Consider the following 19,421-nt stretch of genomic DNA (forward strand, 5'->3'; position numbering starts at 1 on the left):
TGTTAACCCACTACCCGTTTTCCGAACTTGTTTTTTGCAAAACGCAAAGCTTTTTTGAAGATCAATTTATTGACATCAATGTTTGCAGTTGAAATAGCCTTCAACAATTTAAATTTTGTTGACAGCGTTTGCTTACCAGTACTGTACTCAGTGAGGAAATCCGTAGCACCATTGAAAAACGCCAACATGAGAATGAACTCTCTGTTACGTTCCGCAAAGCCTAAGGATGTTTTTAAACGCGAACGCACAACCGGATTCGATGCCGAAAATAGATCCACACCTTGCTGGAAGTAACGCCGTCTGTCGCTCAGAGTTGTATATCGTCCACACCAGAAAATCATTTTGAATATTAGCGACATCACACAATATTGCTGATAAGCATTGAGGCCCGTAACTTCAGGCTTTTGCAATAACTCTTTCGCTGTCTTAATGATATCAAATCGCTTTTCGCTTTTTTGATCTGTAATCTTCCCTTCGCGATTAACTCGGTAAAAATAGCCGACAGTATCTATCATACCAATTTTTGTTGCGTTAACCAGACTTACAATATGCGGGGTAACATCTTCAAAATGAATACCCACTGGGAAGATAGTTATATACTTGTCAAAAAACTCTTTCTTAAGGATACGGTTGTTCGTATTTGGTTCAAGGCTGAGAATTTGCGGATATGCTGCAATATTAACAGTCTTCTTAAGTTCACCGCCTAAAATATAATCCCACGTCGCCGCATCATAGAATGGGTAGGAGTCTTTAGTTTGGTTGTCATACACGTATGAACGATATAATACAATATCAAGATCGTCAGACTCAGCAAACTTCAGCGAATCCAGAACAGCTTTTTCATTTAACCAATCATCGCTATCGCAGAAAGAAATATATTGGCCATTCGCATAGCGTAAGGCCGTGTTTCTGGCCTCTGATAGTCCTTTATTTTCCTGGGATATGAAAACTGCATTACCTTTATAGGTATCAAGCCACTGCTGAACAACTTCGACACTATTGTCAGTACTACCATCATTTACAATGATAATTTCTATTTGATCATTACCATTTTTATCAAATGAAGATAAAGTCTTCTCCACAAAACCAGAGGTATTATAGACTGGTACAATAATAGACAATTTTGGTATAACCTTCGATTGTCGAGTATCACAAACTATCATGTCGCTCATTACTGTCTCTTGTATGAATATATTTAACTTCAGGCTAGATTTTATAACCTAACCAAATCAAAATGTATATCTTTCGTATAAATATAACTCTAATTCTTACCCGTAAGAAGAAATAATTAACTGTAACAACATTATCATTAAGAATAAAGACCAAAGCAGTCAATATTTAAATAAAGTATTTTTTCCAAAAAGTCTCAGATGTAAAGTATGAAATCTTATTTCCATACTCTTCTGCAACAGCATTATAATTAAAGTACCCTTTGCTAATGACCCATAGTGTTTTAATTATCAATCTAGCACAGCGTAATTTATTTTGTTTCAGTACAATAAAACTACCGTCAGTAGTTTCATAGTAAACTTCAGTATTCAAAAAAACCTGTTTTGTCGGATGAATTTCCGTGTTCGGTATTCGTACACTATTTCCAGACGTGATAAACTTAGGAACCAAATGACCATTGAGAAGAAACAGCCTGAGTATCTTAGCCCATTTAGGCTCAGGTCCATTACGGTCCGTTTTTTTCACGGCCTTGCCATCCGCTACTTCTCCAGGGCGTTCATCTTTCGACAACTCACTAATCCGTCTACGAGCTTTTTCAGCATCAGGATCGTCAATCCAAAAATCACCACCTTTCATCACATCTAAATAAGCTTCGATGATAGCCTCGGCCGAAGAATATCGGTAGGAAAAGCATAGTAAAAGCACTTTTGCTAATATCCAAAAAGCTATCTGTCTTCTTTTCTTTGGCGACGGGTATACAAACGCCGGGACCAGCAACCCTCTGACGCTTAAATATTCAACTAATGCACTATATTTTTGATTAAAATTCATCTGCCACGATGCAATGCCATTGAGAGTCACGATCGGGTAGGCGTGCATTACTCCGAATAAAATGTCATCGCCACGGACAAAGAACGGAAAAGCATAGTGTTTTGCCGCTGATACTTTAAAAGCGCAGAACCACCATGCGGCATAATTGGCCTGTCGGTCCTCTTGATTAAACACATCAAGCCCGCCTGGTGTTGAAACATCAACACCGTTTTTTAAGGGTCGCATTCGTATCTGCTTGTAAGGATAAATAGCGCCGGCCTCGTATACTGTCTGAGGTTTATCCTCATATAGCATACTGCCTGCAATCATCTGTTCATCGTTTTTTGAAAAACACATGAACCAATATGCTCTTTTGATACTTTCAATTTCACAGGATGCGTCATCATCCATAAAGATACAATAAGTTTCTTTATTGTTCTTTTTCACCTCAAATAAACCGCGGGTGAAACCACCGGCCCCCCCCATGTTTTTATTTTTTATATAGGTAACATTAGGTCCTGGCTCTAAATCTAAATTGCACCCATTATCTATAACATATACATTAAATTTTGACTGACCGACACTATCGGCAAATAAGTTCTCCTCAAATCTCGACAATGTCGATAATAATGCTGCCTGTCGATTATAAGTAGTGATGACAATCGCTAACTTACCAAAATCCTCTACTGCCCCATATGTAGTAAAAGAAAAACTCCTGATTTCACTATCATCAATTGACGACCAGTAAAAATAAAGCCTACCGTCAAGACATTCACTTAATTCTAGATTATCTATTGTGACTGCCCCTTCAACTTCGCGCTGAAAGACTTTCTTTAATACATCATGGTTTTTGAAGAAAATAGTGGCAATACCTCTACCAACAACATCAATTTTAAAACCAAGCTGATTAACCGTTGTGTATTTAGACCATTTTTGGAGATCAAATGAATTATAAAAAGTATCAAAACAAACTTCTTGATTCTTAAATACCCTAACGTACCCTGCATCATTAACGCATGTAGATACATTATCAGATAAAAAATACAGAGCGCTAATTTCACGGTGGTGTATATCAGGGAATACTGATGACTGTAACGAAATACTATTATTCATAGACCTAACCGTATCATTATTTTTCAGCGCTGGAACAGTTCTTCATATACTTGTAATGTTTTATCAATAACAATTTCTGATGTATAATGATTGACAATATTTTCCCTGGCATTGATACCCATTTTCTGTCTGTCATCATCTTCATTTATCAATGCTTTAATTCTCGCGGCCAGTTCTTTGACATTTTTGCGTTCAACTATATAACCATTATAGCCGTCTTTAATTAGTGAGTTACACCCACCATTATCATAGACAACACAAGCTCTACCCACGGCACCAGCCTCAAGCAGAATTCGTGGTACACCTTCGGGATATACAGAAGGAAGAGCAACAATATTTGCCCCAGCAATCAATTCTCTAATATCATCTCGAGTACCTAACCAGACAATATCTCCCGCTGCGTGCCATTTTTCTATTTGCCCCAAGGTAATTCCATCGTCGTCATTCTCAACGATAATACCTGCTACGTGGATGGTACAATCTATCCCTTCTAACTTTAGGATTCTTTTCGCCTTAATGAGGTCAAGTAATCCTTTACTGTGTAGCATGCGGCTGGCAAAAAGTATTGTTCCATGTGTCAATTTCGGCTCTTGCTGGTAAGAAAAATAACTGGTATTAACACCAGCGCCGTCAATGACCTTTGCCTTCTCTTCTTTGATTCCTAGCAGAGAAAGTATTTTCCTTTTATCTTCTCGGTGTTCAAATATGATTTTACAATCGACATTTGAGAACAAGTATCGATACAATCTAAGCACCAACCAACGTAATATTTTAAAAATGAGTTGCTCACTTTCAAATACCCGCCCTAAACCTACAAAACTATAAACAAGTTTAGTTTTATGATATTTTGCCCACAGGCAACTTATAATACCGGGTTTAATCGTAATACAATGAAGGATGTCAGGATTAATCGTTTTCAATATCTTCGAGGCATTTAAAAAGCCTTTGATAAAAGCAAATGGATTGATGCTTTTCTCATTAATTTGACTATTGATACAGTGAAATCCTAATGCAGAAAGTCTATCTGAAATTGCATCATCTAAAAAATTAGCAACAACATAGACATCATATCCATTATCTAAAGCAGCAATTCCTCTTTCTAGCCAATGAAGCTCAAAATACCAGGCAGAGTTTACAAAATAGCATAACTTCTTCTTCATAGCGGATTATGCACCTCTACCTTTTGGCTTCCAGAAACCATCCTTGATTCCATTATAGACATTAATCATACATTCTTTCCGCTTGTCATGTTTCAATGCTGTAAATATATATTTCAATAATCTTAATGAAACATCAAACAAGGTGAAAGGCGAATCATCCTGGAATATTTTACGGGACAAGATAAGGTTTCTGCTTAAATAATATAATTTCCATGGCGCAATTAATTTATTCGTAGTATCAATATCATGGACAATACATAATTCAGGAAGGTATATAATAGGTGTATGCAGTAGAACCAGATGATGACCAAAGTAAACATCGTCATAATAGATAAAAAGCTCATCATATATAAACGATATAGATTTCTTTAGTGTTTCCTGACTAATCAACATCCCTACAAATGAAACACTCACCACGGTCTCTTGTTTATGGCCGTCAGGAATAAAACGTGCAGGATTAGTTCTGTAAGCTATATTACCCAAAATGCCATTAGGAATTTTCTTCCAGGGTATATTCATTTTACAGTAATTGCCTGAAGTATCCACCACCGTGCAGACATAAACATTTTCAATTGATAGGTCAAGGGTCTGAAACGCAACGCCAAAATTATGATTCGGATATGCATCGTCATCGTAAAACAGAACCCAATCAGTGTTCAAATTTTGCGTTATCCATTGCGCTCCGTATTTAAAACCGCCAGCCCCACCATCATTCACCTCTCGATGTAAAACTTTAACTCGCTCATCGCAAACAGAATCAAGATAGGCTTGAGTATCATCGGTTGATGCATTGTTAACCACAACTATATACTGAAAAGGCAACGCCAGCGTTGCCTCAATTGTTGTTTTTAACTTTTCTAACCGATTATAAGTGACGATTAGAGCAGCTACATTCATCTGACTTTAACCGTAAATACAGGCATCACTGAATTCTGTTCTAATGACTTAAGATAAGTTCTTCCCGTTTCCAGAGCTTCAGCAATAGTTACGTCCATATCAAGATAGCGGTATGTCCCCAGACGACCAACAAAGGTAATATTTGCTTCTTTTTCAGCGCGATCGAGGTAATTTTGCAGCATGGCCATCTCACCTACCTGTCGAATTGGGTAGTATGGAATATCCTCAGGCTCACATGCTCGACTAAATTCGCGGTAGCAGATTGATTTCTCGTGACTCTCCCATGGAGCAAAGTATTTATGCTCAGTAATACGGGTGTAAGGCACTTTTTGCTCACCATAATTCATTACCGCACATCCCTGATAATCACCTTCGGTTCGGAAAGCATCGAAATCCAGGGTACGATAGCCCAGGCGCCCCATATCGTATTTATAAAAACCATCCAGCGCGCCACTATAAAATACATGATCATATTCGCCACGAGTGGTCTCATCATACTGGGTGTTTAAAGCCACAGTAATATTTTTGTGATCTAATATCTTATCAACGATTACCGTATAGCCGTCTTTTGGCATTCCCTGATATTTATGATTAAAGTAGTTATCATCATAATTGAATCGTACAGGCAGACGCTTAAGAATTGAAGCCGGGAGCTCCGACGGAGACATTCCCCACTGTTTGATGGTGTAACCTTTAAAAAAGGCTTCATATAGTTCTTTGCCGACAAAACGCAGTGCCTGCTCTTCAAATGTTGCAGGTTCTTCTATCGTTTTATCACTCTTCTCATCAATTAATTTACGCGCTTCGGTTGGGGAGCACGTTGTATGGAAGAACTGATTAATTGTGTGTAAGTTGATTGGTAAGGAAAAGACTTGCCCATTGACCGTCGTCTTCACCCGGTTCACATAAGGCATCATCTCCGTATATTGATTGATGTACTCCCAAACTTCAGCATTGTCAGTATGGAAAATATGAGGGCCATAAGTATGAACCATAACATTGGTTTCACTATCCCGCTCACTATAGCAGTTACCAGCAACATGCGGCCGGCTGTCAATAATCGTCACCTGATGACCAGCTTCAGCCAATAAGCGACCAATAACCGCGCCTGAAAATCCTGCGCCGACAATAAGTACATTCTTCTGCATTAGTTTTTCCATCAAGCCATTGAGGCTACATATTCATCAACAATTGAGCTTGCCTCACCGATCGCTTTCAACCGATGATTTTCAACCCACACAACTTTATCGCAAATCTGCATGACATCTTTCATGCTGTGGCTAACAAACAGGATTGTTACCCCACGTTTTCTGAACTCATTGATTGTTTCAATGCATTTGCGTTGAAATGCGATATCACCAACCGCAAGGACTTCGTCGATAATCAATACATCTGGATCAACCTGACTAATTACTGAAAAGCCTAGTTTCGCCAGCATGCCACTAGAGTATACGCGAATAGGCTCATCAATAAACTCGCCTAGCTCTGAGAACTCGATAATTTTATCAAGCCGCTTGTTTACTTCTGCTCTGCGTAACCCCAGTAAGGTGGCATTAAGTTTGATATTTTCGCGCCCGGTCAGTTCCGGATGAAAACCGCCTCCCAACTCCAGCATCGAAGCCACGCGTCCGACAACTTTAACCTCGCCCTTACTTGGCTTTAGCACACCAGCAACGAGACCAAGGGTAGTACTTTTGCCTGCGCCATTGCGACCAATCAATGCAACTGATTCACCCTTATTAACGGTGAATGACACATTTTCGATCGCCAGATATTTGCGACCTTTTAGCAAATTAAAGGCCCGACGCGGATGAAAAAACAGATCTTTAATGCCAGAGCCAATATGATGATATAGAGGATACTCTTTTGTTACATTGCAAAATTCAATAACAGCTGTCATCACAAAATCTCTGCAAATCGATATTTTAATTTATTAAAGACCCACACCCCTAGCAGCAATACAACCATGCCTGATGAGTATAGATAAGTGATATGCACATAATCCAGGTTGCCATTCATAAGCAGATCTCGCCAGGCCATAATCATGCTAGCCAGTGGATTATAATCAATGATCCAGGTAAATTGTTGCGGGATCATATCGGAATTATAGAGTATCGGGGTACAGTAGAACATCAACATGATACCTAAAGCGACAAATCGCTCCAGGTCACGGAAAAACAAATTTAGCGTTGAGAAAATTAGAGCAAATCCAAATGTAAAAATAATTTGACCGATCGCCAGTAACGGAATGCCCCAGAACCAACTAAGCGATGGCGACATACCATAAATATAAAGAAATACTGCAATTACAGGAATTGTACACAAGAAATGTAACCCTTCCATCATTACATTGCTCAAAGGGATAACCGAGCGTGGAAATACTGTTTTCTTAATAATCTGCGCGTTGGAGATAAATGAATACAATGAATTGGTTGCTGAACTTGCAAACCATTGCCATGGGAACAATCCAGTGATTAGAAAAACGGTATAATTTGGAATTTGTACTCTCATTACCATTTTAAAAATAAAATAGTAAATCATCGCAAATAATAAAGGGTTTGCAATAGACCATAAATATCCAAAGATGCTACTTTTATAGCGAACTTTTAAATCTTTATTAGTTATCACAACAAGTAGATCAAATAAATATCCTAATTTAAACTTCATTATTTGCACTCATTTTTTTGAAATCGACCACGCAACCATACTCACCATTATTACCTCGGAGGAAATAGTGCATAGCTATAATATCAACATAATTATTATATAGTTACCAAAAGCGGCCGTTGCCTTTTAACCCACTGTATGGATAAACCCTTCTCAGCAACCATACGCAGTTCCACATAATAGCGTACTATACACCATCATTTAGAGTATGTTACGGGGGGAACTATACGGCCACAAATGATTAGCTTTCTCATTTTGACCTGCTTCAGCCATCTATCTCACCAATCAGAGACACGCTACCGCCATTGGCTATCGCAACCAAAGCGCGCAGAACAAGTCTAGAATTTTATAAATCTTCATAAACTTCAATGCATTACAATCTAAATACTACCGCAAGAGCCTATGAACTCGCTCTATCTCAAGCATCATTCTTGAGCTCAATCTGAGAGCGGTCACTCTCTCTGCTTTAGAGGCAACTTGCCATCAGGTTAGTCTCATTTCAGACAACGGACCTGGCAACGGAGATGCTTAACTTTAAGTGAGTTGCCCCATTCGGCAGCATCATTAATGTTAGTGGTATACTTGTCTATTATGGTAATAAAATCAGAAAGTTGCAATGTGAGCTTCTCAAGCGAATACCATATGAATGAAACAGCAGCATAGTATACTCCCGGCCTATAAGATTAAAAGCGAAAAAGCAGGATTGACTGGCAAAGAAGATACATACACCAGGTAAGTACAATGCCATTTAAACGTTTGTTACAACTTAGAAAACTTGCTCACCAATGAGAATAATTTTCACTCTCATAATTGGACATGGCGTGCGCTTTACCGGGCGGTTTAGCTTTAAATGTTATTCTCCCCGTCCTTTCCAAGCCAACCAGTAAACAAGATGATCGTTACCTCCCCCCTGTGTAAAATAGGCGCCTATAAGTAGTGGGACATCATGATCCTGGAGGATATAAATGAAATTTTTAGTCACTGGCGCTGCTGGCTTCATCGGCTTCCATGTATGTAAACACCTGCTGGAAGCTGGTCATGAGGTTGTCGGGATCGACAACATGAATGACTACTACGATGTGAGCCTCAAACAAGCCCGCCTGGATCTTCTGAAAACGCCTTTGTTCAGTTTTCACAAAATTGATCTCGCCGATCGGGTTAACATGGAGCAGCTTTTTTCTAGAGAGGAATTTAATCGCGTAATCCACCTTGCCGCGCAAGCCGGCGTACGCTACTCACTGGAAAACCCGCACGCTTATGCTGACGCCAACCTGATGGGGTTCCTGAATATCCTTGAGGGGTGTCGCCATACTAAAATCGAGCATCTGGTCTACGCGTCATCCAGTTCCGTTTATGGTTTAAATCGTAAGATGCCGTTCTCAACCGATGATTCGGTAGATCACCCAGTATCGCTTTACGCGGCAACCAAAAAAGCTAATGAATTGATGGCGCATACTTATGCGCATCTCTATGGGATTCCAACAACCGGTCTGCGGTTTTTTACCGTCTATGGCCCATGGGGACGTCCGGATATGGCATTATTCAAGTTCACAAAAGCCATGCTCGAAGGTCAAAGCATCGACGTATACAACTACGGAAAAATGAAAAGAGACTTCACCTATATTGACGATATAGTTGAAGCTGTTGTTCGTGTTCAGGATGTCATTCCGCAGCCAAATCCGGACTGGACGGTAGAAACCGGGTCTCCGGCAACCAGTTCTGCCCCCTATCGGGTCTATAACATTGGCAATAGCTCGCCGGTTGAACTAATGGACTACATCACCGCGCTTGAAGAAGCTATGGGTATGGAAGCTAAGAAAAACATGATGCCGATGCAGCCAGGCGATGTTCTGGAAACAAGCGCTGAAACTCAACCGCTGTATGATCTGGTTGGTTTCAGGCCGCAAACTACGGTCAAGCAAGGCGTGAAAAACTTCGTGGAGTGGTATAAAGACTACTACGCAATTTGATAATTTCTTATCTTCTGTTTTTACCGCAATCCACCGATTGCGGTATATTAACAGCCCATAGTGTAATCAGAGTAGTAGTTTCCTCAACGTTATATACTTCTAATTCGACAGGGATATCTTTCGATGTAGAATACAGAGATAGTCTCGTAAATGCCACGGTAGCATTAGTATTTTATTTCAGCACATAATGATGCTGCGTTTTTCTCATCATAAAAATTAAGGCAGGTAATTTTGCAAACCACCTGCCGTTATTAGAATTTAATCGTTACCAAATAGGTCTCGCGTATACACTTTATCTTTCACATCCGCCAATTCTTCTGCCATGCGGTTAGAAATAATTACATCCGACTCCTGCTTAAAAACATCAAGGTCGCGAATAACACGCGAGTTAAAAAATTCATCTTCCTTCATCACTGGCTCGTAAATAATTACAGGTATACCTTTCGCTTTTATTCTTTTCATTATACCTTGAATAGAGGAAGCACGGAAATTATCAGAGCCGCTCTTCATAATTAACCGATACACACCAACAACCTTCGGATTTTTCGCCAGAATGGAGTCTGCAATAAAATCTTTCCGCGTGCGATTTGCATCAACAATTGCCGAAATAATATTATTGGGTACCGACTCATAATTCGCCAGCAACTGTTTGGTATCTTTCGGTAAGCAGTACCCACCATAGCCAAAAGAGGGATTGTTGTAATGATTACCAATTCGCGGATCCAGACATACACCCTCAATAATTTGTTTACTGTTTAGCCCCTGGCTTTCAGCGTAGCTGTCTAACTCATTAAAATAGGCAACACGTAGTGCTAAGTAAGTATTAGCAAAGAGCTTAATAGCTTCAGCTTCAGTTGAATCAGTAAAAAGGGTCGGAATGTCTTTCTTAATCGCACCTTCTTTCAATAGGTCTGCGAATCGCTCAGCACGAGCAGAACGCTCACCAATGACAATTCGCGATGGATATAAATTATCGTACAAAGCCCGTCCCTCGCGGAGAAACTCCGGCGAGAAAATGATATTTTCAATTCCAAGGCGCTCTTTTATGCCGCGAGTGAAACCAACTGGGACCGTTGATTTTATAACCATAACAGCTTTCGGATTGATAGCAGTCACATCACGGATGACAGCCTCAACAGAAGACGTATTGAAGTAATTTGTCTTGGGATCATAATCTGTCGGCGTAGCTATAATAACGTAATCAGCGTCATGATACGCATCGAGTTTGTCTGTTGTTGCACGAAAATTAAGCTTTTTTTCCGTTAAATATTGTTGGATCTCATTATCTGCTATAGGTGAAATTTTCTGGTTAAGCAAATCTACTTTGGCCTGAATGATATCCAAAGCGACCACTTCATGGTTCTGGGCAATCAGAACACCATTCGATAAACCAACATAGCCTGTACCGGAAATAGTAATTTTCATAGAGCAACACTTCTACAGTTAACGGGTGATGGCAAATCGCCACAGTAATGATGGATACTGCTGGCGTTTTACTCTTTGCGAATAGTGAAGTCAAGACGGGGACGGGTCTTAAAAGTCCCCTTCATGTGAGCATACAGATTGAAGCGTAGTATCGATACGGGTTTCGGAGATGCAAAAAACAAACTATTTTACACTCTTTCTGTTTCGAACTTCACAGTTTCACTCAAGAACGATGGAAGTACCCCGCAACTTGCATAATATCTTTTTCGCTCAGCGTACCTGAATCTCCAAGCAACGTAATCCAGGCCTTAATATAAGTGTATTTAGCTTCTGCTAAATCTCGCTGTGCAGCATAGAGTTGCTGCTCCGCATTAAGCACATCAACGTTCACCCTCTGCCCGGCGAGCACACTTTGCCGTGTAGCCTCTACCTGCGTCGTCGCCGATTTTACAGCCAATTCATAGGCCCTGAGCTTAGCCTGGCTACTAATACACTGATTAAACTGTTTACGAAGGTCGTTCATAATCGAACCGACCTGGGCGTCCAGTTCATACTTAGCCTGCCCATAACGCGCCGCAGCCTGCCTCGTCGAGGCTGCAACTCCCCCGCCAGAATAAATTGGCATTGATACCTGAACCCCAACACTGTCGGTTCGATATTTCTGATTTACCGTATTGTCGCTGCTTGAATCATTTTCCGAGTGTGATGCATATAGCTGAACTTGTGGCATAAAACCAGCCCGGTTGCGTTCAACATCATAACGCGCGGCATCCACGCCATGACGTGATGAAGCTAGTTGTGGATTTCGTTCCATGGCTAGCTTTTGCCAATCATCGAATGCTGTAAAACGTAGCGGTGAGACCTGGAATTTACCCTGCCGTAACGTCTGCAATGCATCTAACTGATCGAGAGGAATTCCGATGATGACTTCAAGCTCCCGCTGAGCTGAGTCTAAGACATCTCGAGCCTCGATGACCTGAGCTTCAGCAAGACTATACCGTGCCTGAGTCTCAGCAACGTCCGTCACAGTGCCCTCACCAGCGGACATCAGGCGATCATTCAACGCAAGTTGTTCTTTATAGGCTGCCTTTTGCGCCTCAGCTAGTGCAATTTGATCTTTGGCGTATGCAACACTGACGTAAGCCGAAATGACCCGGACTGCAAGATCGAGGTATTTACTGCGATATTTTTCGTCAGCCATCAAACTTTGTGCGACTCCGGTTTTATATTTCGCATAAGCCTCATAATCAAATAGAGGTTGCGTTAGGGTCACGGAACCCGCATAACTGCGGTACTGCTGTCGTTTAGTCACATCGCTAACATTGCCAAAAATATCACTCGTCTGATATTTTTGAGTCTGCCAATTACGTGGCGCATTCTGATAATTGAGAGAGATTTTTGGTAATAACCCTGCTCGTCCAATATTTTTTGCTTCATCCCCGGCTTCCTTTTCTTTAATCGCCGCCTGAAATGTCGGGTCTTTTTCCAGCGCTAGCGAATAGGCGTCCAGAATGCCCAATGCATACACCGGTGAGGATACCACCCACACTATCGAACTAAGGGTGAGATTAATCATCTTCCTTTTCATGAAAATCACGATTATTCCTCGGTCAATGAAGTACGCGCACGATCCAAAATTGGTTTAAACAGATAACTTAACAGCGAACGGGACCCCGTCCTTACGAACACCTCAACTGGCATCCCTGGTTTGATTTCCTCACCCTGGAGCATTTTGATTCCTTCCGGAGTGACCGTTACCTGCATCTGATAATAAGCTTCCCCATTTGCTTTATCGATTAAACGGTCGGCAGAAACAAGCGTCACCGTACCAGGTATTTTAGGCGTCCTGTTTTGGTTAAAAGCAGTAAACATAAGCTCAACGGGGAGCCCGGTATATACTTTATCGATTAGTTGTACTTTCAATTGAGCATCAACAACCAACGCAGCTTCACTGGGAACCACATCCATAAGGTGATCTCCAGCCCCCACCACGCCGCCTTGGGTAAATATATTCAGTCCAACAACGGTACCATCAACTGGCGAAATAATTTCGGTATTCCCTAGCTCAAAATTAGCCATATCCAGTTTGTTTTTATAATCATTTACATCCATTTGCGTTTGCGCTAACTGTGTTCTCACTTCACGCTGATAGTCCGCATACCGCTGGTCGATACGCTGCTGCGACTCCAACAGTTGCTTTTGTAGCTGTCCGATCCTGCCTATCGTCTCATCGATGCTGCTACTGATCTCTGCAAACTGACGTTGAGCCTCCAGATAACGGTTGCGCGGCAAATACCCTTCCGCAGAAAGCTGTTTCATACTTGTCATCTGCTCACGGATGCTGTTTAGTTGAATCTGTTTGTTCGCCCGGGAATCCTGTAATCCCTTGAGCTGGAAACGGATACCGTCAATTGACTGCCTAAAACCATCGACTTCACTACGTAATGCCTGTCGGCGAGAAATAAAAAGCTGTTGCTGCAAGGCAATTATTTCCGCTGCACGAGGCTTATCTTTGATAGCATTGAAAACGTCAGAGAATTTAATTGCATCCAGATTATCTCTTTCAGCTAACAAACGCCCCTCTGTTGCCAGTGTTGTGTAATATTGGATCTTCAGGGAGTCCACCTGCGCCTGTGCCTGCACCTGGCTCATTTGAACCAGTACCTGCCCGGCCTTGACCTTATCCCCTTCTTTAACCGCGATATTGCTGATAATACCACTGGTTGGAGATTGAATAGTTTTACGGTTTCCTGAAACAGTTACCGACCCTTGAGAGGCAACGCCTTTATCCAGAGGAGCGAAAGCTGCCCATAACAGGAAACCGCATAAACCAATCGCGATCACCAACCAACCAAAACGCGTATATTTCCGCTCATCAGTAGAATCTGATGGCACATCGCCACTAAAAGACTGATTCATTTGAGAAGACATATTCCCCCCTTTAACAACAGATAGTTGCAGCTTTTATCTGGCAAGCCGTTATTTAGTTTATTTGTGTTTTAGGGGTAACCCCGTTGCCGTCATGCGATTCACTATTAACTGCATGCATTGCCTGTTGCTGTGCTGCCTGAGTCCTCTGAGCATTATTCAAAGCCTGAAGTACCTGTTGGGTGGTACCAAACGCGTTAACCTTACCATTGACCAATAGTAACAACTTACTGGTCATTGAAAGCAAATTAGTTCGATGCGTAATCAGTACCACCGTTTTTTGCCGCTCCCGAAGAAAGGCAATAGCCTTATTAAGGGCCAATTCGCCAGCGTCATCCAGATTAGAATTCGGTTCATCAAGAACAATCAACGAGGGATCGCCATACAAGGCCCTTGCAAGCCCAATACGTTGCTTTTGACCTCCAGAAAGTCCGCTCCCGCCGTTGCCAATCACTGAGTCATAGCCATGTGGGAAACGTAAAATCAGTTCGTGTACCCCTGCCAGTTTCGCGGCAGCAATCACTTTCTCAGCATCGACGTCATTAAATCTCGCTATGTTCTCCGCTATGGTTCCAGCGAACAATTCAATGTCTTGAGGTAAATAGCCAATATGCGGCCCCAGTTCATCTTTATTCCACTGATAAATATCAGCGCCATCCAACCGAACAATTCCTTCACTTACCGGCCAAATCCCAACTAATAATCGTGCCAGGGTCGATTTTCCGGATGCACTAGGGCCAATAATGCCAAGCACATCACCCGCCTGTAAATTAAATGACACTGCGTGTAGTACCGGCTCACCCTGCGCGCCAGGCGGTTTCGCCGATACATTTTCTACGCTCAGTACCCCTTCAGGTTTAGGCAGAGACATCCCGGTGCCACGGGGTGGATTACTATCCAGTAACTTCACCAGCCGGCCATAAGATAGTTTTGCCGAGCTCCAGCTTTTCCAGACGTTAATCACTTGTTCTATCGGAGCAAGCGTTCTCCCCATCAAAATAGAACCTGCGATCATCATTCCCGGGGTAATATGACCATCAATAGCCAACCAGCCCCCCAGCCCGAGCACCAAAGATTGCAAGGATAGACGAACAAATTTCGTAATAGAATTGATACGAGAAGCTCGTTCGCTCGCGACTCGCTGACTGTTCAGAAACCGTTGATGTAAACTAAACCATCGTCCCTTGATATTTGGCAACATTCCTAACGCTTCTATAACTTCCGCATTGCGCAAGTTGGTGCTGGCAAGACTTCCTGATTGCAGCGCAAGCTTACTCGCTTCAGCCAATGGTTCTTTTGATACTATTTCATTCACCACGGCCAGCGCTATCAATATTAATGAGCCAATTAATGCAAACAACCCTAACCAGGGATTAAACAGAAAAATGACCAACAAATAGATCGGGAACCAGGGTGCATCAAAAAAAGCAAAAAGCGCGCTGCCGGTCAAAAACTGACGCATGTTAGTAAGATCGTTAAGCATTTGCCCGGCATCAGCAGATTTATTTTTGAGATTATCTTCGTATGCTGCGGTATAAATACGTGTATTTAAACGCATATCTAGCTGCGCGCCAATCCGTATGACCACCATGCTACGGACGTACTCCAGCAATGCCATCATACCAAACATGGCAAGCATGATAAGGGTTAGCATCAGCAAAGTAATTTCATTACCAGAGGGTAGCACCCGGTCGTAAACCTGGAGCATATAAATCGAAGGTACTAACATTAAGATATTAATGAATGCGGTAAAAACACCGACTGTCCAGAATATTTTACTGCGAGTGCGTATTACGTCCGCAATTTCATTGCGCGGTAAATAGTGCTCCACTGCTTTTTCCCTTAATTTTTGTGTACCTTCAGCCACACCTCTACCGACAGTAGAGCAATCAGATCCCAACAACTCAGGCTGGAGATATTTATAATATATAGATAGGAAAGCACTAAAATATCAAGCTACCAAAAAAATATTTTTTCATAATCCATGCGAAAATTAATGTTAATAAAAATACGACAGAGATCACAATAAAAAGGGGGAAGAGCATCCTCCCCCTTTTTTTATAAAACAGCCATCACATCACGCCACTCAAGCGTAGTGCAAAGTATCAACCAACTGCTGATGGGTTTGCCCGTTGAGATACACTACTGTATCGTTCGCATCCAGAGTATGGTTGTTGTTGTTATCAACAATCAGGTAGTTACTAGCCTCGTGGGAGTTATCAGTCCAGATAACTGACGCTACACCCACCTTAGCAGTAAGATCCCCATTCCCACCAATACCAAGGATTTGCCCTAACAAACCGACAACGCCGCCAACCACACCACCAACTAATGTACCTAACAACGCGTCAACAACATCAGTCGTACGTACACCATAATCAGCTACCTGGGTATGCGTGGCATCATTGTTAATAGTCAGACCTGAAGCAGTGTCAAAAATGCTATCTTTACCGCTATTAAAATCTGAAATGGTCACACCAGAGTTGACGGTGCTTGCTTTCAATTGGTAAAGGTTCGCACCGTCACCACCTGAAACAATGGTGTTACCGAGAACCTTAAAGGTATCCGCAACGCTAGTTCCTTGAACCGATAAGTTATGCCCACCACCTAACCCTAACAGATTAATAATTGTTGTTGTCACACCTGCAGCAGGAAGAATAGTCAGAAGTTGATAAAGGATTCCTTTACCAGTTCCCCCCACATTAGCATCCAGATTCAACCCCGCAGTATTTGCAGAAGCATTAATAGTCTCCAGGTTACCATAACCGGTGCCGACCGTTAGATTAAGCAAATGATCGCCGGTGACATTGATGGTTTGTAGCTGGCTACCGGTTCCCGCCAAGCTGATGGCGTTAGCGAAACTACCGGTACCACCCGAGCCGACATTCAGGGTTGTCAACGCAGTGGCACCACTGCTGTTTAGGGCCAGCGAGCCTGCGTTGATATCGCTATTACTGGTTGCGGTGAAGTTAACATTGAAATGATCGGTGATACCTGGACGGAAAGTAATATCGACACTACTTGCCGCAGTCGCATTACCTGTGACTTCAAGTTGCGCAGCACTACCACCTGCCGCATTTATCACATGGACGTTATTAGCCAGACCTGACAGAACAAATCCCTGTGAACCGACGGTTGAGGTTGCTGCCTGAGTAACGTTAGAAGGAAGAGTAGTCAAGCTTGATTCGGTGGATGCATTACCCGTTAATACACCAAAATCGAATGTATGGGCTTGCGCGGTAGAACTAGCGCTAACAGTTGCTTGCCCTATATAGCCAGCAAGGTCAAGCTTTTCGAAGTTACTAAATTGCGCGGAGTTAGAAGTGATGACCGCAGTTCTGTTTAGAATAGTCCCACCCATAACGACATTTTTCGTAATAAAGTTAGCCGAAATGGTATCAATCCCAACTCCACCATCAGCGGTGACAGACGTACTGACCGTATTTGCCCCGCCAGAAGAGTTACCGGCCCACTTCAACGTATCGTTACCCGTTCCGAGGTTAAACTTAGCCGTCGCGGTGGTCATATTAACCAGGTTGCTCACAATAACATCATCAGCGCCTGAACTGGCATTGAGGATCACGCTACCGTTGTTAACAACGATGTCTACCCCAGGGTTCACCCCATTATCGGACAGGTTAACAGTGGCTGCGCTTGAACCATTAATTTCGAGATTTGCCAAATGATCGGCGAATTTGAGGTTAACGGTGCTCGCCACGTTAGCATTGAGTTGCGCGTTAGTCAGAACCGCAGTTTCAGCATTAGTGAGCTGATGGCTAGCATTGGTATTGACTGTACCAGTGGCGTTGCCGCCTGTAGCGCTGGCGCTGAGGACAGCGCTAGTTTTATAAAGTAACCCGGTACCAATCTGATATTCAAAGGCATGCTGATTGGTTACAGCTGTTACATCTGTAGCTGTGGAACCACGTAAATCGTTGATGATTGCCTTCGTAATAATAGTTTTATCGGTACCCAATGCGTTGTATTTTGCAAGTGCGGTACTATCAGGATCTACACCATAGATTCCATTATATACATGCTTAATGTAATCATCACCAACCAGGTTTGCACCTTTACGTTGAAACTCTGCTGAGCTAATTAGTAATTTTAAGAGCGAATCGTATGTTTTTCCAGGCTGTGTAAGAAATGAAGTCCATGCTCTTAACCCGCTCATATCTGCGGAACGGTCAGCAAGAGCAATATAAGCAGCTTCTACTAACTCTTTGTTATTTAGAGATACGCTCCAGGTATTCCAGGTTGAAGTTCCATAATCTTTAAACATAACAGCATTTAGAGCATTATCTAAATTGTTCTGTGCCAGTAATGTCGCCGAATCGAACCCATTGTAATTTAGAACATTATTAATAACAGCATTCAATGCAGAACTTAAACTACCACTAGATAAATAGGTTTGAGCTACTGCATCGCTGGCAGGGCTCCCCCATAATGATGCGTAGACGGCCTTGACAATGTCAGTGTCAGTCTTACCAGCGTAGCGAGCAACCCCATCAGTAGAAGCTAATAAATTAGAAATATACTGTGTAGGGGTCAATGACCCATCGCGAAACTGCCCCGCTACTGCATCAAAAAAAGCATCACCGCTATATGTATTCTTACCGAGCACCGCATACTGTATCGCTGCTACTTCTTTTTGCGTGAGTAGAACTTGAGTAACCATTTGAGTATCCTCAAAATTTGAACATAAGCAATCTAGGCCCAGAGCTGTAGTACAGAAATAGCAGATAGACTGCCACCCAAGTACACATAATAAGAAAAGTCTAAAAAACGAGTATCGTCAATACTTCAAATTAAAAAACCAAAATCCCGCCAAATTTAGTAGTTAAACAGTAACTTTTTTATCGACAGCATAAAATTTTCCATTAGGTCATTAAGAAAATTTTTCAAGCAACAATAAACCACATTAGAAATAAGGTTAAAGTGAAAAATATAGAGAGAGGTTATAATTGCAAAATGGAAAATGAAAAAAATTAATTTTCCTTAGTGACGTCGGAATTAAATTATGAGTGAACTTAAAGGCCAGGAGGTAGGTGATCAGGAGGTAAGAGGGTCAGAGGGTCAGAGGGTCAGAGGGTCAGAGGGTCAGAGGGTCAGAGGGTCAGAAGGTCAGAAGGTCAGAAGGTCAGAAGGTCAGAAGGTCAGAGGGTCAGAGGGTCAGAGGGTCAGAAGGTCAGAAGGTCAGAAGGTCAGAAGGTCAGAAGGTCAGAAGGTCAGAAGGTCAGAAGGTCAGAAGGTCAGAAGGTCAGAAGGTCAGAAGGTCAGA

Annotated in this window: 13 protein-coding genes; 1 reads left to right on the plus strand and 12 read right to left on the minus strand. The window is 42.0% G+C overall.

All coding sequences use genetic code 11. The annotated features are described in order from the left end of the window. Nucleotides 1-2: 2 nt before the first annotated feature. The 7 genes from PGQ95_RS12750 to PGQ95_RS12780 all read right to left on the minus strand — a co-directional run bounded on the left by PGQ95_RS12750 (nucleotide 3) and on the right by PGQ95_RS12780 (nucleotide 7,817). Nucleotides 3-1,172 carry a glycosyltransferase family 2 protein gene (locus tag PGQ95_RS12750; protein WP_087860469.1) on the minus strand — a complete coding sequence of 390 codons (1,170 nt, stop codon included), beginning with the start codon at nucleotides 1,170-1,172 and terminating at the stop codon, nucleotides 3-5. A gap of 166 nt (nucleotides 1,173-1,338) precedes the next feature. Beyond that, the gene (locus PGQ95_RS12755) at nucleotides 1,339-3,093 is read right to left on the minus strand and encodes a glycosyltransferase family 2 protein (protein WP_430918300.1); all 1,755 of its coding nucleotides are present in this window, start codon (nucleotides 3,091-3,093) and stop codon (nucleotides 1,339-1,341) included. Between the two features lie 23 nt (nucleotides 3,094-3,116). Then, nucleotides 3,117-4,253, minus strand: coding sequence for a glycosyltransferase family 4 protein (locus PGQ95_RS12760; protein ID WP_087860467.1), 1,137 nt, complete (start codon nucleotides 4,251-4,253; stop codon nucleotides 3,117-3,119). Nucleotides 4,254-4,259: 6 nt separating this feature from the next. Next, nucleotides 4,260-5,150, minus strand: a complete 891-nt coding sequence (locus tag PGQ95_RS12765) for a glycosyltransferase (RefSeq protein WP_113373502.1) — start codon at nucleotides 5,148-5,150, stop codon at nucleotides 4,260-4,262. Further along, nucleotides 5,147-6,298, minus strand: a complete 1,152-nt coding sequence (glf, locus tag PGQ95_RS12770; RefSeq protein ID WP_113373501.1) for a UDP-galactopyranose mutase — start codon at nucleotides 6,296-6,298, stop codon at nucleotides 5,147-5,149. Before glf ends, PGQ95_RS12765 begins: the two co-directional genes overlap by 4 nt. 11 nt (nucleotides 6,299-6,309) lie before the next feature. Then, entirely contained in the window at nucleotides 6,310-7,050 is a 741-nt protein-coding gene (locus PGQ95_RS12775) for an ABC transporter ATP-binding protein (RefSeq protein WP_045391802.1), read from the minus strand. After that, on the minus strand, nucleotides 7,050-7,817 hold the full coding sequence (locus PGQ95_RS12780; protein ID WP_087860464.1) for an ABC transporter permease: 768 nt from the start codon (nucleotides 7,815-7,817) through the stop codon (nucleotides 7,050-7,052). Before PGQ95_RS12780 ends, PGQ95_RS12775 begins: the two co-directional genes overlap by 1 nt. 965 nt (nucleotides 7,818-8,782) lie before the next feature. On the opposite strand from PGQ95_RS12780, the gene PGQ95_RS12785 reads away from it, so the two are divergent. Continuing rightward, nucleotides 8,783-9,787 carry an NAD-dependent epimerase gene (locus tag PGQ95_RS12785; protein WP_430918303.1) on the plus strand — a complete coding sequence of 335 codons (1,005 nt, stop codon included), beginning with the start codon at nucleotides 8,783-8,785 and terminating at the stop codon, nucleotides 9,785-9,787. Between the two features lie 258 nt (nucleotides 9,788-10,045). Here the strand turns inward: PGQ95_RS12785 and ugd are convergent, their stop codons facing one another. The 5 genes from ugd to PGQ95_RS12810 all read right to left on the minus strand — a co-directional run bounded on the left by ugd (nucleotide 10,046) and on the right by PGQ95_RS12810 (nucleotide 18,818). Then, nucleotides 10,046-11,212 carry a UDP-glucose 6-dehydrogenase gene (gene ugd / locus PGQ95_RS12790; protein ID WP_113373500.1) on the minus strand — a complete coding sequence of 389 codons (1,167 nt, stop codon included), beginning with the start codon at nucleotides 11,210-11,212 and terminating at the stop codon, nucleotides 10,046-10,048. A 223-nt stretch (nucleotides 11,213-11,435) separates the two neighbouring features. Then, complete coding sequence (locus PGQ95_RS12795; RefSeq protein ID WP_430918305.1) at nucleotides 11,436-12,788, minus strand: TolC family outer membrane protein; 1,353 nt, start codon at nucleotides 12,786-12,788, stop codon at nucleotides 11,436-11,438. 23 nt (nucleotides 12,789-12,811) lie between these two features. Then, entirely contained in the window at nucleotides 12,812-14,143 is a 1,332-nt protein-coding gene (locus tag PGQ95_RS12800; RefSeq protein ID WP_087860461.1) for an HlyD family type I secretion periplasmic adaptor subunit, read from the minus strand. Between the two features lie 52 nt (nucleotides 14,144-14,195). Then, a complete protein-coding gene (locus PGQ95_RS12805) occupies nucleotides 14,196-15,971 on the minus strand; it encodes a type I secretion system permease/ATPase (RefSeq protein ID WP_430918316.1) in 1,776 nt (591 codons plus the stop codon). 255 nt (nucleotides 15,972-16,226) lie between these two features. Further along, nucleotides 16,227-18,818, minus strand: coding sequence for a beta strand repeat-containing protein (locus tag PGQ95_RS12810; protein ID WP_430918307.1), 2,592 nt, complete (start codon nucleotides 18,816-18,818; stop codon nucleotides 16,227-16,229). Nucleotides 18,819-19,421: the final 603 nt, after the last annotated feature.

Source organism: Klebsiella sp. 141240, from assembly GCF_050600805.1.
GTDB classification, from domain to species: domain Bacteria; phylum Pseudomonadota; class Gammaproteobacteria; order Enterobacterales; family Enterobacteriaceae; genus Klebsiella; species Klebsiella aerogenes.

Bases quoted from the DNA above. Each gene is read 5' to 3' on its own strand.
- PGQ95_RS12810 (WP_430918307.1), bottom strand. From the start codon at position 18,818: ATGGTTACTCAAGTTCTACTCACGCAAAAAGAAGTAGCAGCGATACAG.
- PGQ95_RS12800 (WP_087860461.1), bottom strand. From the start codon at position 14,143: ATGTCTTCTCAAATGAATCAGTCTTTTAGTGGCGATGTGCCATCAGAT.
- PGQ95_RS12760 (WP_087860467.1), bottom strand. From the start codon at position 4,253: ATGAAGAAGAAGTTATGCTATTTTGTAAACTCTGCCTGGTATTTTGAG.
- PGQ95_RS12795 (WP_430918305.1), bottom strand. From the start codon at position 12,788: ATGATTAATCTCACCCTTAGTTCGATAGTGTGGGTGGTATCCTCACCG.
- PGQ95_RS12750 (WP_087860469.1), bottom strand. From the start codon at position 1,172: ATGAGCGACATGATAGTTTGTGATACTCGACAATCGAAGGTTATACCA.
- PGQ95_RS12755 (WP_430918300.1), bottom strand. From the start codon at position 3,093: ATGAATAATAGTATTTCGTTACAGTCATCAGTATTCCCTGATATACAC.
- PGQ95_RS12780 (WP_087860464.1), bottom strand. From the start codon at position 7,817: ATGAAGTTTAAATTAGGATATTTATTTGATCTACTTGTTGTGATAACT.
- glf (WP_113373501.1), bottom strand. From the start codon at position 6,298: ATGCAGAAGAATGTACTTATTGTCGGCGCAGGATTTTCAGGCGCGGTT.
- PGQ95_RS12785 (WP_430918303.1), top strand. From the start codon at position 8,783: ATGAAATTTTTAGTCACTGGCGCTGCTGGCTTCATCGGCTTCCATGTA.
- PGQ95_RS12765 (WP_113373502.1), bottom strand. From the start codon at position 5,150: ATGAATGTAGCTGCTCTAATCGTCACTTATAATCGGTTAGAAAAGTTA.
- PGQ95_RS12775 (WP_045391802.1), bottom strand. From the start codon at position 7,050: ATGACAGCTGTTATTGAATTTTGCAATGTAACAAAAGAGTATCCTCTA.
- ugd (WP_113373500.1), bottom strand. From the start codon at position 11,212: ATGAAAATTACTATTTCCGGTACAGGCTATGTTGGTTTATCGAATGGT.